The following is a 13,840-nucleotide window of genomic DNA, read 5'->3' on the forward strand; positions in this document are numbered from 1 at the left end:
CCCGCCAGGCTTCGGTGCTTGCCGGTCTCGAAGCGCTGGTCAGGCACAAGCCGGACATCGTCCTGATCCACGACGCCGCGCGGCCCTTCGTCTCCGAAGGCGTGATCTCGCGCGCGATCGAGGCGGCGAGCCGCACTGGCGCTGCGATCCCCACTGTTGCCGTCACCGACACCATCAAGATCACCGGCGCGAGCGGCGATGTCGAGGACACGCCGGACCGCGCGCGCCTCAGAATCGCGCAGACGCCGCAATCCTTTCGTTTCGACGTCATCCTCGAGGCGCATCGTCGCGCGGCGAAGGATGGACGCTCGGATTTCACCGACGATGCCGCGATTGCCGAATGGGCGGGATTGACGGTTGCAACCTTTGAAGGCGATGTTGCCAATATGAAGCTCACCACCCCCGAGGATTTCGTGCGCGAGGAAGCGCGCCTGGCTGCCCAGCTCGGCGACATCAGGACCGGTACCGGCTACGACGTGCATGCCTTCGGCGAAGGCGACCATGTCATGATCTGCGGCGTGCGCGTGCCGCACACGAAAGGTTTCCTCGCCCATTCGGACGGCGACGTCGGCCTGCATGCGCTGGTCGATGCCATCCTCGGCGCGCTCGCCGATGGCGACATCGGCTCGCACTTCCCGCCGAGCGATGTCAAATGGAAGGGCGCCTCCTCCGACCAGTTCCTGAAATACGCCATCGAGCGGGTCGCCCAGCGCGGCGGCCGCGTCGCCAACCTCGAGGTCACGCTGATCTGCGAGCGACCGAAGATCGGTCCCCTGCGCGACACCATGCGCGCGCGTATCGCCGAGATCTCCGGCGTCGACATCTCGCGCGTCGCGGTGAAGGCGACCACCAGCGAGCGGCTCGGCTTCACCGGCCGCGAGGAAGGCATCGCAGCCACCGCGAGCGCCACCATCCGCCTGCCCTGGAGCATCTAGGCCATGGGCGGCAGCGACGCACGCGCCCTCTCCCGCTCGCTGCTCGATTTGTGCCGGATGCGCAAGCTGACGATCGCGACGGCGGAGTCCTGCACCGGCGGCCTGGTCGCGGGCGCGCTGACCGACATTCCCGGCTCGTCCGACGTCATCGATCGCGGCTTCGTCACCTATTCCAACGACGCCAAGCGCGCGATGCTGGGGGTTGAAGCCAGCACGCTGACGAATTTCGGCGCGGTGAGCAAGGAGACCGCGACCGCCATGGCGATCGGCGCGCTGGAGCGTGCCGATGTCGATCTCGCCGTCGCCATCACCGGCATCGCCGGCCCCGGCGGCGCCACGCCGGGCAAGCCGGTCGGTCTCGTGCACTTCGCCGCCGCCGCGCGCGACGGCCGCATCATCCATCGCGAGCACCGTTTTGGCGCGATCGGCCGCAGCGCCGTGCGCGCCCGCGCGGTGGTCGAGGCGCTGCGCATGCTGATGGACCTCGCCCGCGGTCCGCAGGTCCAGGCCAAGCCGCAGCGCACCGCTGCAAGCCGCCTGCGCCCGCGCGTCACCCGCTCGCCGCGCCGGCATGTGGCGAAGCGCCGGTCGCCACGATCGCCAAGGGGGTGAAGCCCGTCGCCCGGGGTGAGCGACCTGTCCGACGTAGCTCAACGAGCGGGGGCGGAAGCGATACCCGGGACAGCCGCAACAAAACCCCGCATATGGCTGCGGTCATTGCGCCGTTCGCTCGATCCGACAGATGACGGGAAGCTTTTGCTCGATCGCCTTCGCGAGCACCGTTCCCGTGGTCCGTCCGAGTTCCTTCGCGATCGTCGTGATCGGTTTGGTGCCTGCGAGCTTCCTGAGCCGGTTGAGGTCGTCCTCGCTCCACGATTGCTTCCAGCGCGCCATATCTCCAGGTTCCCCCACTTCACAAGCCCCCGCGCCCGACTCGGATTTTAGTTGAGCGTCCGACGAAATACAGCCCTTGCAGGTGTGCCGCTCGCGGCAAGGGGTGTTCCGTCACGGCTTCGCGTTTTGGCACAAACTGCACTTGTCGCCTTCGACCGCCCGAAGGCTTAGTGCCGGATTGTGCAAAGGACCCGCGGATGTCCGCCCGTCGCTACAAGCCCTTGTGCTGCCCGTCGGCCAAAACACACGAGCGTCGGGTCAACGGCTGTGCGCAAAAATATTCCACTTTACCGAAATTCGGCTTTGGCGTATTCCTGCATCACCTCATCCCGGTCAGAGGGGCGTATCGCGATCGTCACGAAACGTGGGGTGAGCTGCGGTGGACGCTCGTCACATCGGCGCGACAGGTATCGCAGGGCGGGCAACCGTGAGCGACGGCCATCGCGCACACGACCGATGTGATTTGCGTACGGCAAAACCGTGTCGTCCTGGCGCCCGGGGTCTGCGCGCCAAGTCTTGCGGTGATGCGGCGGTCCGACCGGGCACGTGCATCAGCGATCGGCAAGGCGACGGGGGCAATAGTGCATCGCTCCCCGGGGAGAGCACGGCATAAGCGGTCAAACCACTGCGCAGGGAAGGCCGTGTGTTGGGCTTCACCTGTATGCCGCTGTGCAGCTTCTTCTCAACTTACGCACAGTGGACCGTGGGTGCCAGCCGGCACCCGGCCTTCCCTGCGCCCTCTGACATCTGAGGGCGACACGATGATGCAAAGCTCGGGCGACAATCGCCGCGAGAGCATAGCGTCATGTTTGCTTTTCAAAAAGCACGCAATTCTTGTCGAAAACGATCGAGATCGTAAATGTGCAGGCGCGACCAAACGTCGTCGCCGCTGTCTGAACTTGCACCGGAAAATATTGGCGCAATAATGCCGCCTTACGGTGTGATCCGGAATCAACCGGACCAGTCTTGTGGAGGGCGACGAAAGTGTTCGCTCGCGTCGCGGCTTCGGCCCTCGTCATCGTCACTTTGGCTGTCTTTGATGGCGCGGCTGCACAAACCGCCAACCAGCCGCCGGATACGATGGCGGCGCGGGTGGAGGCGTGCACGCCCTGTCACGGCAACAAGGGCGAAGGCACCAGCGACGTCTATTTTCCGCGGCTCGCCGGCAAGCCCGCCGGCTATCTCTACAACCAGCTCCTCGCCTTCCGCAGCGGCCGGCGCAAATACCCGCCGATGAACTATCTCCTGGAGTTTCTGCCCGATCCTTACCTGGAGTCGATGGCGGAGCATTTCGCCGGCGAGCACCCGCCGCTGCCGCAGCCGGCGCCGAGCGAGGTCAGCAAGGATGTGCTGGCGCAGGGTGAGTTGCTCGCCACCAGCGGCGATGCGGGACGCAACATACCGGCCTGCGTGAGCTGCCATGGTCCGGGCCTGACGGGCATGCAGCCCGGTATCCCCGGTCTGCTTGGCCTTCGCGCCGCTTACATCAGCGCCCAGCTTGGCGCCTGGCGCTACGGCACGCGCACAGCGAAGTCGCCCGACTGCATGCAACTCGTCGCCGGACATCTGACCGAGGCGGACGTCACCGCGGTCGCAGCGTGGCTCGCGACCCGGCCGGCGCCCACCAACCCGGCCCCCGTGCCCAAAGGCACCTATGCGCTGCCGTTCGGCTGCGGCAGCCAGCCCAACTGACGAGGCGGATGATGGGCTCCAAACTGTCGATCACATTGCTCGCACTCGCTGCGCTCACCACGGTCGCACAGGCGCAGGACAAGAGCAGCGACATCATCGCGCGCGGCGAATATCTCGCGCGCGCCGGCGACTGCACCGCCTGCCACACCGCGCCGGAGGGCCGTCTGTTCGCCGGTGGCCGCGCCATGCCGACCCCGTTCGGCACGCTCTACACCTCCAACATCACGCCCGATCCCGAGACCGGGATCGGCAGATGGAGTGCCGACGATTTCTACAAGACGATGCACAGCGGCCGCTTCCCGGATGGCGGGCTGATCTATCCGGCGATGCCGTTCGCGTCCTACACCAAGGTGACGCGTGCCGACAGCGACGCGATCTTCGCATATCTGCGCTCGATCCCGCCGGTGGACCAGAAGAACAGGCCGCACGACCTCCGCTTCCCCTATGACAACCGCCAGCTCATCCTCGGCTGGCGCACGCTGTATTTCCGCGAAGGCGAGTTCAAGCCCGACCCGACAAAATCGGCGGAATGGAATCGCGGCGCCTATCTCGTCGAAGGCCTCGGCCATTGCAGCATGTGCCATTCACCGATCAACGCGCTCGGTGGCACCTCGAAATCGGACGCCTTCAAGGGCGGCCTGATCCCGATGCAGAACTGGTACGCTCCGTCCCTCACCTCCAACCGCGAGGCTGGGCTCGGCGACTGGAGCATCAAGGACATCACCGACTTGCTCCAGACCGGCGTTTCGGCGCGCGGCGTGGTTTACGGCCCGATGGCCGAGGTCGTGCATAATAGCCTGCAATATCTCAGCGACGAGGACACGCGCGCCATGGCGGTATACCTCAAGGGCATCTCGGAGCCCTCCCCGCCGCCGCCGGCAAGCTCGGCGCTTCCGACCACGGAGAGCAGCCTGCTGATCAGCCTGGGCAAGACCGTCTACGACAAGAACTGTGCGAGCTGTCACGGCACGCAGGGCGAAGGCAAGCCGCCGCATTGGCCGCCGCTCGCCAACAACCAGTCGATCGAGATGGAGTCGGCGGTGAACCCGATCCGCATGGTGCTCAATGGTGGCTATCCGCCGGGCACCAAGGGCAACCCGATGCCCTATGGCATGCCGCCCTTCGCAGGGCTCCTCTCCGACAACGAGGTCGCCGCCGTCGTTTCCTACATCCGCACCGCCTGGGGCAATCGCGGCACGCCGGTCTCGGCGCGCGAGGCCAACGAGCTGCGCTCCGCGCCGCTGAATTGAGAGACGTCATGATCAATTCCGACCCGCCGACCAGCCCCGCCGCCGCCGATCAGGCCGTGGAAGAGGTCGTGGCACAAGGCCCCTCGGGGGCGCTTGTGCTGGCCGGCATTGCGACAGCCTGTGTGGTTGCGATGTGGCTCGCTTTCTATTTGTTTGTCTTCCTGCCGCGCGGACCGCTGCAATGAGCGCCGAGGACATCCATGGCAGCGCCGAGGTCGCAGCCCGCGTCGAGCGGCGCTGGGCCACCATCGCCGTGATCATCATCGTGATGATGGCGCTGCTGGCGGCCTTCGCCGGCATCCATCGCGCGACCATGCCGCAGCCGCGCGTCGAGACAACCGATCCCTCGCGGATTCACCTGTCCGGCGAATTCGTCGAGAGCAATCTCGGCAGCGTGCTGGAAGCCAATGGCAATGTGACCGTGCGCGCGATCGGCCAACAATATTCCTTTACGCCGGCCTGCATCGTGGTGCCCGTGGATACGCCGATCACGCTGCGCGCCACCAGCGCCGACGTCGTGCACGGCATCCTGATCCAGGGCACCAACATCAACACCATGCTGGTGCCGGGCTATGTCTCCGAGCAGCTGATGCGCTTTGCGAGGACCGGCGACTATCTGATGCCCTGCCAGGAGTTCTGCTCCTTCGGCCACGAGGGCATGTGGGGCAAGGTCAAGGTGATCGACAAGACTGACTTCGCTGCTCGCGCGAAGGCTGGCGGGAGGCTGAGCTGTGTTGGCCAATAGGAAGCTCATCCTCGCCCATTTCTGGCTCGCCTTTGCCGTGTTCGGCGTCGCGCTCACGCTCGGCGCCTGGCAGATGTTCATCCGCAGTCCGATCGGCACCTGGCTGTCCAATCCCGAGCTCTATTACCGCTCGCTGACTGCGCACGGCACGGTGATGGGCTATGTCTTCCCGACCCTGGTCGCGATGGGCTTTGGCTATGCCATCAGCGAGTCCGCGCTGGAGCAGCGCCTGGTCGGCGTGCGCTGGGCCTGGGGCGGGTTCTGGCTGATCGTCATCGGCAGCATCATGGCGGTGATCCCGGTTGCGTTGGGGCGCGCCTCGGTGCTGTACACGTTCTATCCGCCGCTGATCGGCAACGTCTTCTACTATCTCGGCGTCGTGCTGGTCGTGGTCGGCTCCTGGATCTGGGTCGCGCTGATGTCGATCAATTTGCGCGTCTGGCGCAAGGCCAATCCCGGCGCGGCGGTGCCGCTCGCCATGTACGCCAATGTCGCGGGCTCTTACCTGTGGGCCTGGACCGCGGTTGGCGCCGCGCTCGAGCTACTGCTCCAGATCATTCCCGTGGCGGCCGGACTGAAAGCCACCATCGACGCCGGCCTGGCGCGCGTGTTCTTCTCCTGGACGCTGCACGCCATCGTCTATTTCTGGCTGATGCCGACCTACATCGCCTACTACACCATCGTGCCGCGGGCGATCGGCGGCCGGGTCTATTCCGACAGCATGGCCCGGATCTCCTTCATCCTGTTCCTGGTGGTGGCGATGCCGATCGGCATGCACCACACCTTCGCCGATCCGATGGTCGGCGCCGGATTCAAGTTCATCCATTCCGCCTTCACGGCGCTGGTCGCGCTGCCGACGCTGCTGACGGTGTTCACGATCTGCGCCTCGATCGAGATCGCGGCGCGCCTGCGCGGCGGCCGCGGCCTGTTCGGCTGGATCAGGGCGCTGCCCTGGGACAATCCGATGCTGCTGGCGCTGGCCTTCTCCTTCATCATGCTCGGCTTCGGCGGCGCCGGCGGGCTCATCAACATGAGCTACCAGCTCGATGCGTCGATCCACAACACGCAATGGATCACCGGCCATTTCCACCTGATCTTCGGCGGCGCCATCGTGATCATGTACTTTGCGATCGCCTATGATCTGTGGCCGCATCTGACCGGACGCGACCTGATCGACCTCCGACTGATCCGCACCCAGCTCTGGCTGTGGTTCATCGGCATGATCGTCACCACGTTCCCATGGCACTGGGTCGGCATCCTCGGCATGCCGCGCCGCATGGCCTATTTCGACTTTGGCGATCCCGCGATCGCGCCGCAGGCGCTCTCGGTCACGTTGTCCGCAATCGGCGGCTTCATCCTGCTGAGCTCGGGCATCCTGTTCCTGGTCATCCTCGCCCGCGGCATGCGCGCGCCGCAGGCTGAGGCCGGGCCCTATCGCTTTGCGCTGGCCGTGCATCAGCCCGCGACCGTGCCGATTGCGCTCAACACCCACGCCCTCTGGGTGGCGCTGATGATCGCGCTGACCCTCACCAATTACGGCTACCCGATCCTGACGCTCGCGATGACCGAGGGCACGTCGGTGCCGGCCGTCTATGTGGGGGCGCAATGATGAGCGCGCGCGACCTCTTCACCTTCAGCAATCCGCATTTCACGCGAGGCGTCGGCATTACCGCTGCGATTCTGATTGTGACGGCGATCACGGGCTTCATCGTGCTGCCCTTCGCCCAGCCCTGGGTCCAGTTCGCCAATGTCTGGGATGCGATCTGCAGCGCCGCCGGTGTGCCGCAACGCGCCGCGACCATCACGGCGCCCGGGCAGGACAAGCGCTTGTCCGAGGTCGTGCTGACGTCAAACACGCTGTCGCGCCCGAGCCAGGAGGCGATCGGCCGCGGCGCCACGTTGGCGCAGCGCTGCGCCATCTGCCACGGCCCGACCGGAATCAGCCGCGCGGACTCGCCCAATCTCGCCGGCCAGTATGCGGCCGTGATCTACAAGGAGCTGCACGATTTCCGCTCGGGCGCACGCACCAATGCGGTGATGTCGCCCTTTGCTGTGAATTTAACGGACCAGGAGATCGCTGATCTCTCGCTCTACTACGCGTACTTACCGCGGCTGCCCGCCTATCATCCGACACCGCAACTGCCGAAGCCTAACATCGTCATCTACGGCGCGCCGATGCGCGGGATCGCGCCCTGCGGCTCGTGCCATGGAAGCCTCGACAACAAGACCGGCAGCCCGTGGCTGGAGGGACAGTCGGAAGCCTATATGAAGGCGCAGCTCCATGCTTTTGCCTCAGGCGAGCGCCGCAACGACATCAGCCAGCAGATGCGCAACATCGCGCGCGCGATGACGCCGCAGGAGATCGACCAGGCCGCAGCATATTACGCCTCGCAGCCGCCGGATGTGGTGAAGGCGGTGGATTGAATGCTTGGCGCGCCTGCGCCTCCCGTCGTCATTGCGAGCATAGCGAAGCAATCCCAGAGTCTCCCCGCGGACGGATTCTGGATTGCTTCGTCGCAAGAGCTCCTCGCAATGACGGTGGAGAGAGCGTACCCGAACGTAAAGACTACGTCCGCGCCAGCCTCGGCCGGCCGTAGATCGCATCCGCCCGTTTCTCGAACGCGGTCGAGAACCGCGCGAAGGCGGCGTCGAACATCGAGCCCATCAGCATCGCCAGCATGCGGCTCTTGAATTCGTAGGCGAGGAAGAAACCGACGTCGCAGACGTCTTTGCCGTCTTGCTGGCCTTTGGGCTCGAACGTCCAGCGGTTTTCGAGGTTGCTGAACGGACCTTGCAGATATTCGACCAGGATTTTGAGATTAGCGCGATCGAGTGTCACGCGGCTGGTGAAGGATTCCTTGACCAGTTTGAAGGACACCGTCATGTCCGCGACCAGCACCTCGGTGCCGTCGGGCTTCGCCAGGCGCTGCCGGACCTTGAGCGCGCTGCAGAGCGGCACGAATTCGGGGTAGCGCTCGACGTCGGCGACCAGATCAAACATCTCGGACGCGCTGTGATTGACACGGCGCTTGCTCGAAAATTTGGGCATGGCGGTTCAGCGGGCGCTAGCTGCCCGCGCGGCCTTGAGTCTCGCAAAATCCTCGCCGGCATGATGCGAGGAACGGGTGAGCGGGCTCGCCGACACCATCAGGAAGCCCTTGGTGTAGGCGATCTTTTCGTAAGAACTGAACTCATCCGGCGGCACATAGCGCATCACCGCGTGATGCTTGCGGGTCGGCTGCAGATATTGCCCGATGGTCAGGAAGTCGACGTCGGCGGAGCGCAGATCGTCCATCACCTGCTGCACCTCGTGACGCTCCTCGCCGAGGCCGACCATAATGCCGGACTTGGTGAAGATGGTGGGATCGAGCTCCTTGACCCGCTGCAACAACCGGATCGAATGGAAGTAGCGCGCGCCGGGCCGCACCGTGAGATAACGCGACGGCACGGTCTCGAGATTGTGGTTGAAGACGTCAGGCCTCGCGGCGACGACGACCTCGAGCGCCCCTTCCTTGCGCAGGAAGTCAGGCGTCAGGATCTCGATCGTGGTCGAGGGGCACGCGGCGCGGATGGCGCGGATGGTCTGGGCGAAATGCTCGGCGCCGCCATCAGCGAGGTCATCACGGTCAACCGAGGTGATGACGACGTGCGCGAGCCCCAGCTTGGCCACGGCCTCGGCGACGTTCTGCGGCTCGGCCGCATCCAGCGCATTGGGCAGCCCGGTCTTGACGTTGCAGAAGGCGCAGGCCCGGGTGCAGGTGTCGCCCATGATCATGAAGGTCGCGTGCTTTTTGTCCCAGCACTCGCCGATGTTCGGGCAGCCCGCCTCTTCGCACACCGTGTGCAGGCCGTTGGCGCGCACGATGTTGCGGGTATCGGCATAGCCGCGGGTGTTGGGCGCCCGCACGCGGATCCAGTCCGGCTTCGGCGGCGAAGCGGAATCGGGACGATTCACCTTTTCAGGGTGGCGCGGGCGCAGCGGGTTCGAGATGGTATCGACAATAACGACCATGGGGTATCCGGTCTGTTCAGGTCCTACCTAGTCGGTCTGGCCCGGCATCGCAACCCGGCTCGCACCGCTTCAGGGAACATGGCAGATATGGGCAATATCCTGCTCAGTTCTCAGGCGATTCTCACCTCGAATGGCTCCAGTCTCGAAGACCTCTACCCCGCGGCTCGGCAAGGCCCTGAAGCGTGCCTTTTTCGCGCGCGACGTACGCGAGGTCGCCCACGACCTGATCGGTGCGACCATGCTGATCGATGGCGTCGGCGGCCGCATCGTCGAGGTCGAGGCCTATCATCATACCGAGCCGGCGGCGCACTCCTACAACGGCCCGACTCCGCGGAACCAGGCGATGTTCGGCCCGCCGGGCTATGCCTATGTCTACCGTTCCTACGGCATCCACTGGTGCGTGAACTTCGTCTGCGAGGAGGAAGGCTCAGCCAGCGCCGTGCTGATCCGCGCGCTGGAACCGACGCATGGCGTGGCTGCTATGCGCCGCCGCCGCCATCTCCAGGATCTGCACGCACTGTGCTCGGGTCCGGGCAAGCTGACGGAGGCGCTCGGCATCACCATTGCGCACAACGCCCTGCCGCTCGACCGGCCGCCGATCGCGCTGCACGCGCGCACCGAGGAGATGGAAGTCGCAACCGGCATCCGGATCGGCATCACCAAGGCCGTCGAGCTTCCGTGGCGCTACGGCGTCAGGGGCTCGAAGTTTTTGAGCAAGCCGTTTCCTCGCTGATGGTCATTCCTGCGCGGCTCGAAGAGCCGCGCAATTGCACGCCGGAGAATCTCGAGAGTCCGGGTCTGGTCTTTCGGACCATCCCGGAATGACGAACGTCTCACGACGCCTGCTTCAGCCGCTCCAGCGCCTCGAGCAGCTTGGCCTTGCGGGCCAGTGCTGCCTCGCGCTTTTCACGCTCCTCCTCGACGACCTCCTCGGCCGCGTTGGCGACGAATTTCTCGTTCGCCAGCTTGGATTCGGCGCGCTTGATGTCGGCATCGGCCTTGCCGATCTCCTTGTCGAGGCGCGTGCGCTCGGCGGCGACGTCGATCACGCCCTTCAGCGGCAGCGCGGCCACCTCGCCGCGCACCAGCAGCTGAACGGCGCCGTCGGGCGCGCGGTCGGCGAAGGAGATGTCCGACAGCCGCGCCATGCGCTTGATGACTTCGGTCCAGCGCGGCGCACGCTCCTTCGTTTCAGCCGAGGCGCCCGCGAGCACCAGCGCGGTCAGCGTCGCCGGCGCGATGTTCATCTCGGCGCGCACCGAGCGAATCTGCGTGACGAGGTCGATGACCCAGCCGATCTCGGCTTCCGCCTTGGGATCGGTGAAATCGGCATGGTCGAAGATCGGCATGACCAGGGCCGGCGAGATCAGCGGATCGGTCGGCCCCGCAGCCGCGGCGAGCATCGCAAGTTGCTCCGGCGTAGGCTCGGACGGCTTCAGCGGCCACGGCGCCAGCGCGAGCAGACCCTCGCGCTTGGCCGTCACCTCCCACAGCTCTTCGGTGATGAAGGGCATGAAGGGATGCAGCAGCTTCAGGATCTCGTCGCGCGCCCACGCCACCATGGCGCGGGTTTCGTCCTTGGCCGGGCTGTCGGGGCCAAGCAGCACGGGCTTGGCGAGCTCGACATACCAGTCGCAATAGACGTTCCAGACGAAGCGATAGATGGCGCCGGCCGCATCATTGAAGCGATAGGCCTCGATCGCCTCGGTCACCTCGCGCGTGGTGTGCGCGGTTTCATGCGCGATCCAGCGGCTCAGCGTCTCCTTTGCCTTCGCCGGCTCGAAACCATCGGGGACGGCGCACTGGTTCATCTCCGCGAAGCGACAGGCGTTCCAGAGCTTGGTCGCGAAGTTGCGATAGCCCTCGACGCGGCTGGTGGCGAGCTTGATGTCGCGGCCCTGCGCCGCCATCGCGGCCAGCGTGAAGCGCAGCGCGTCGGCACCGTATTCGTCGATCAGGTTGAGCGGATCGATGACATTGCCCTTCGACTTCGACATCTTGGCGCCCTTCTCGTCGCGGACGAGGGCGTGGATGTAGATCGTCGAGAACGGGATCTCCTTCATGAAGTGCATGCCCATCATCATCATGCGGGCAACCCAGAAGAAGATGATGTCGAAGCCGGTGACCAGCGCGTTGGTCGGATAATAGCGCTGAACCTCGGGCGTAGCGTCGGGCCAGCCGAGCGTCGAGAACGGCCACAGCGCCGAGGAGAACCAGGTGTCGAGCACGTCCTCGTCGCGCGTGATGAAACCTTCGCGCTTGTTGCGGTCGAGCGCCATCTCTCGGCCCTGCTCGACCGTGATGACCTCCTGCTCGACGTAATAGCCGAGCGCGTGGCTGATCGCCTCCTCCTCGGTCTCGGCGACGAACACCTTGCCGTCAGGGCCGTACCAGGCGGGAATTTGGTGGCCCCACCACAGCTGGCGCGAGATGCACCAGGGCTGGATGTTCTCCATCCACTCGAAATAGGTCTTTTCCCAGTTTTTCGGCACGAAGGTGGTTTCGCCCGAACGCACCGCGGCGATCGCGGGCTTGGCCAGCGTCTTGGCGTCGACATACCACTGGTCGGTCAGGTACGGCTCGATCACGCTGTTCGAGCGATCGCCATGCGGCACCATGTGGGTGTGCGGTTCGATCCGCTCGACGAACCCGAACGATTCCAGCCGCTCGACGATGCGCTTGCGCGCCGCGAAGCGGTCGACCTTGTTGAACTCCTCGGCGAATTGCGTGGCGCCTTCCGGCAGGTCGCGCAGATAGTCCTCGTTGTCGAGGAGATCGAGGCAGCCTTCCTTGTCGAGCACGCTGATGCGGCGCAGACCGTGGCGATTGCCGACCTCGAAATCGTTGAAGTCGTGCGCCGGCGTCACCTTCACCGCGCCCGAGCCCTTCTCCGGATCGGAATACTCATCGGCGACGATCTTGATCTTGCGGCCGACCAGCGGCAGGACGACGTTTTTGCCGACCAGCTTCTGATAGCGCTCGTCCTCCGGATGCACGGCAACGCCGGTGTCGCCGAGCATGGTCTCGGGCCGCGTGGTCGCGACGACGATGAAGGTCGAGGGATCCTCGGGGCTGAAGGTCTTGCCTTCGATCGGATAGCGCAGATACCAGAGGTGGCCCTTGACCTCGGTCTGCTGCACCTCGAGATCGGAGATCGCGGTGAGCAGCTTGGTGTCCCAGTTCACCAGCCGCTTGTCCTTGTAGATCAGACCATCGCGGTGCAGCTCGACGAAAACCTTGACCACAGCCTTCGACAGGCCCTCGTCCATGGTGAAGCGCTCGCGCGACCAGTCGCAGGACGCACCGAGCCGCTTGAGCTGGTTGATGATGGTGTCGCCGCTCTCGGCCTTCCACTGCCAGACCCGCTCCAGAAACTTCTCGCGGCCCATCTCGCGGCGGCCGGGCTGCTGGCGCTCCATCAGCTGCCGCTCGACCACCATCTGGGTGGCGATGCCGGCATGGTCGGTGCCGGGCTGCCACAGCACGTCGCGGCCGCGCATGCGCTCGAAACGGCACAGGATGTCCTGGAGCGTGTTGTTGAGGGCGTGACCCATGTGCAGCGAGCCCGTCACGTTCGGGGGCGGGATCACGATGGTAAAGGGCAGCGCGTCGCGGCGGTCGGGACGGCCGGCCTTGAAGGCACGGCTGTCCTCCCACACCACGGACATGCGGGCTTCGATATCGGCGGGCTGGTAATTTTTCTCGATCATGGGGCTGCTAGAAAGCCGCGCACGGGGGCCAAGTCAACGAAAAGTCAACGAAAAGCGAGGCGGCAACAGCGCTTTCCAGCCCGGTTGAGAGCCGAATATGACCTGCAAGCCGGGCTTTATGAGGGCTCTGTGGCCGGCTTTACCTGCCGCCGCGCGAGACCCGCTCGATTTCGGCCTTCACGATGCGTTCAACCAGGCCCGGCAAATTGTCGTCGAGCCAGGACTTCAGCATTGGACGCAGCATCTCCTTGACCAGATCCTCCAGCGTCCGCGCATTGCTGCTCAGCACCGTATGGGCCAGGGAGTTGAAGGCGGATTCCACCGCGGAAACCGTCGATTGTGCCAGGATTGGCTGTTGCGGCGGCAATGGCGGGGCATCGTAATCCACCGGCGCATAGGACGGCGACGGCGCCGGACGCGGCGGCGGGGACTCGGCGAATTCGAGATCGTCGCGCGGCTCGACCTTGCGGAAGCTCGGCGGCTGCGGAGGCGGCGTCGGCGCCGGGTCCATCGCCATTTCGTCGGTCAATTCGAGCACGTCGGGTTCAGGCTCAGGCTCAGGCTCCGGAGCACGGACCTCGGGCGCAGGTGTCGCCGCGTCG

14 protein-coding genes are annotated in these 13,840 nt (G+C 65.3%); 9 read left to right on the forward strand and 5 right to left on the reverse strand.

All coding sequences use genetic code 11. The annotated features are described in order from the left end of the window. Together ispF and A5906_RS28980 are read left to right on the forward strand one after the other, a co-directional pair. Window positions 1-935: 2-C-methyl-D-erythritol 2,4-cyclodiphosphate synthase (gene ispF / locus A5906_RS28975; protein WP_080138620.1), on the forward strand; the 935-nt coding region annotated here is incomplete at its 5' end. 3 nt (window positions 936-938) lie between these two features. Continuing rightward, the gene (locus A5906_RS28980) at window positions 939-1,547 is read left to right on the forward strand and encodes a CinA family protein (RefSeq protein WP_080138621.1); all 609 of its coding nucleotides are present in this window, start codon (window positions 939-941) and stop codon (window positions 1,545-1,547) included. A 102-nt stretch (window positions 1,548-1,649) separates the two neighbouring features. Here A5906_RS28980 and A5906_RS28985 read toward each other — a convergent pair whose 3' ends face one another. Continuing rightward, complete coding sequence (locus A5906_RS28985; protein WP_080138622.1) at window positions 1,650-1,829, reverse strand: hypothetical protein; 180 nt, start codon at window positions 1,827-1,829, stop codon at window positions 1,650-1,652. Between the two features lie 984 nt (window positions 1,830-2,813). Here A5906_RS28985 and A5906_RS28995 point away from each other — a divergent pair. Genes A5906_RS28995 through A5906_RS29015 form a run of 6 tightly spaced genes read left to right on the forward strand, consistent with a single transcriptional unit; the run spans window position 2,814 to window position 7,940 of the window. Then, complete coding sequence (locus A5906_RS28995; RefSeq protein WP_080138623.1) at window positions 2,814-3,521, forward strand: c-type cytochrome; 708 nt, start codon at window positions 2,814-2,816, stop codon at window positions 3,519-3,521. A gap of 11 nt (window positions 3,522-3,532) precedes the next feature. Next, window positions 3,533-4,771: a cytochrome c gene (locus A5906_RS29000; protein ID WP_080138820.1), complete on the forward strand. Its 1,239-nt coding sequence runs from the start codon at window positions 3,533-3,535 to the stop codon at window positions 4,769-4,771. An 8-nt stretch (window positions 4,772-4,779) separates the two neighbouring features. Next, complete coding sequence (locus A5906_RS43275; protein WP_186465132.1) at window positions 4,780-4,956, forward strand: hypothetical protein; 177 nt, start codon at window positions 4,780-4,782, stop codon at window positions 4,954-4,956. Next, entirely contained in the window at window positions 4,953-5,516 is a 564-nt protein-coding gene (locus A5906_RS29005; protein WP_080138624.1) for a cupredoxin domain-containing protein, read from the forward strand. The genes A5906_RS43275 and A5906_RS29005 overlap by 4 nt, the downstream gene beginning before the upstream one ends. After that, window positions 5,503-7,125, forward strand: coding sequence for a b(o/a)3-type cytochrome-c oxidase subunit 1 (locus tag A5906_RS29010; protein ID WP_080138625.1), 1,623 nt, complete (start codon window positions 5,503-5,505; stop codon window positions 7,123-7,125). Before A5906_RS29005 ends, A5906_RS29010 begins: the two co-directional genes overlap by 14 nt. Continuing rightward, on the forward strand, window positions 7,125-7,940 hold the full coding sequence (locus A5906_RS29015) for a c-type cytochrome (protein ID WP_080138626.1): 816 nt from the start codon (window positions 7,125-7,127) through the stop codon (window positions 7,938-7,940). Before A5906_RS29010 ends, A5906_RS29015 begins: the two co-directional genes overlap by 1 nt. A 142-nt stretch (window positions 7,941-8,082) precedes the next feature. Here the strand turns inward: A5906_RS29015 and A5906_RS29020 are convergent, their stop codons facing one another. Both A5906_RS29020 and lipA read right to left on the reverse strand, forming a co-directional pair. Further along, complete coding sequence (locus tag A5906_RS29020; protein ID WP_080138627.1) at window positions 8,083-8,565, reverse strand: type II toxin-antitoxin system RatA family toxin; 483 nt, start codon at window positions 8,563-8,565, stop codon at window positions 8,083-8,085. A 6-nt stretch (window positions 8,566-8,571) separates the two neighbouring features. Beyond that, window positions 8,572-9,528 (reverse strand): lipoyl synthase, encoded by a 957-nt coding sequence (gene lipA / locus A5906_RS29025; protein WP_080138628.1) that lies wholly within the window; start codon window positions 9,526-9,528, stop codon window positions 8,572-8,574. Between the two features lie 130 nt (window positions 9,529-9,658). Here lipA and A5906_RS29030 point away from each other — a divergent pair, with 130 nt between their 5' ends. Next, entirely contained in the window at window positions 9,659-10,261 is a 603-nt protein-coding gene (locus A5906_RS29030; protein WP_080138629.1) for a DNA-3-methyladenine glycosylase, read from the forward strand. 100 nt (window positions 10,262-10,361) lie between these two features. On the opposite strand, the gene A5906_RS29035 is transcribed toward A5906_RS29030, so the two are convergent. Both A5906_RS29035 and A5906_RS45245 read right to left on the reverse strand, forming a co-directional pair. Further along, complete coding sequence (locus A5906_RS29035; RefSeq protein WP_080138630.1) at window positions 10,362-13,238, reverse strand: valine--tRNA ligase; 2,877 nt, start codon at window positions 13,236-13,238, stop codon at window positions 10,362-10,364. 139 nt (window positions 13,239-13,377) lie between these two features. Beyond that, the coding region (locus A5906_RS45245; RefSeq protein WP_245326960.1) for a PopZ family protein at window positions 13,378-13,840 on the reverse strand (463 nt) is incomplete at its 5' end.

Origin of the sequence: Bradyrhizobium sacchari, from assembly GCF_002068095.1 — a bacterium.
GTDB lineage: Bacteria > Pseudomonadota > Alphaproteobacteria > Rhizobiales > Xanthobacteraceae > Bradyrhizobium > Bradyrhizobium sacchari.

Bases quoted from the DNA above. Each gene is read 5' to 3' on its own strand.
- A5906_RS28980 (WP_080138621.1), top strand. From the start codon at position 939: ATGGGCGGCAGCGACGCACGCGCCCTCTCCCGCTCGCTGCTCGATTTG.
- A5906_RS29005 (WP_080138624.1), top strand. From the start codon at position 4,953: ATGAGCGCCGAGGACATCCATGGCAGCGCCGAGGTCGCAGCCCGCGTC.
- A5906_RS43275 (WP_186465132.1), top strand. From the start codon at position 4,780: ATGATCAATTCCGACCCGCCGACCAGCCCCGCCGCCGCCGATCAGGCC.
- A5906_RS28985 (WP_080138622.1), bottom strand. From the start codon at position 1,829: ATGGCGCGCTGGAAGCAATCGTGGAGCGAGGACGACCTCAACCGGCTC.
- A5906_RS29030 (WP_080138629.1), top strand. From the start codon at position 9,659: ATGGCTCCAGTCTCGAAGACCTCTACCCCGCGGCTCGGCAAGGCCCTG.
- A5906_RS29015 (WP_080138626.1), top strand. From the start codon at position 7,125: ATGAGCGCGCGCGACCTCTTCACCTTCAGCAATCCGCATTTCACGCGA.
- A5906_RS29020 (WP_080138627.1), bottom strand. From the start codon at position 8,565: ATGCCCAAATTTTCGAGCAAGCGCCGTGTCAATCACAGCGCGTCCGAG.
- lipA (WP_080138628.1), bottom strand. From the start codon at position 9,528: ATGGTCGTTATTGTCGATACCATCTCGAACCCGCTGCGCCCGCGCCAC.
- A5906_RS29035 (WP_080138630.1), bottom strand. From the start codon at position 13,238: ATGATCGAGAAAAATTACCAGCCCGCCGATATCGAAGCCCGCATGTCC.
- A5906_RS29000 (WP_080138820.1), top strand. From the start codon at position 3,533: ATGGGCTCCAAACTGTCGATCACATTGCTCGCACTCGCTGCGCTCACC.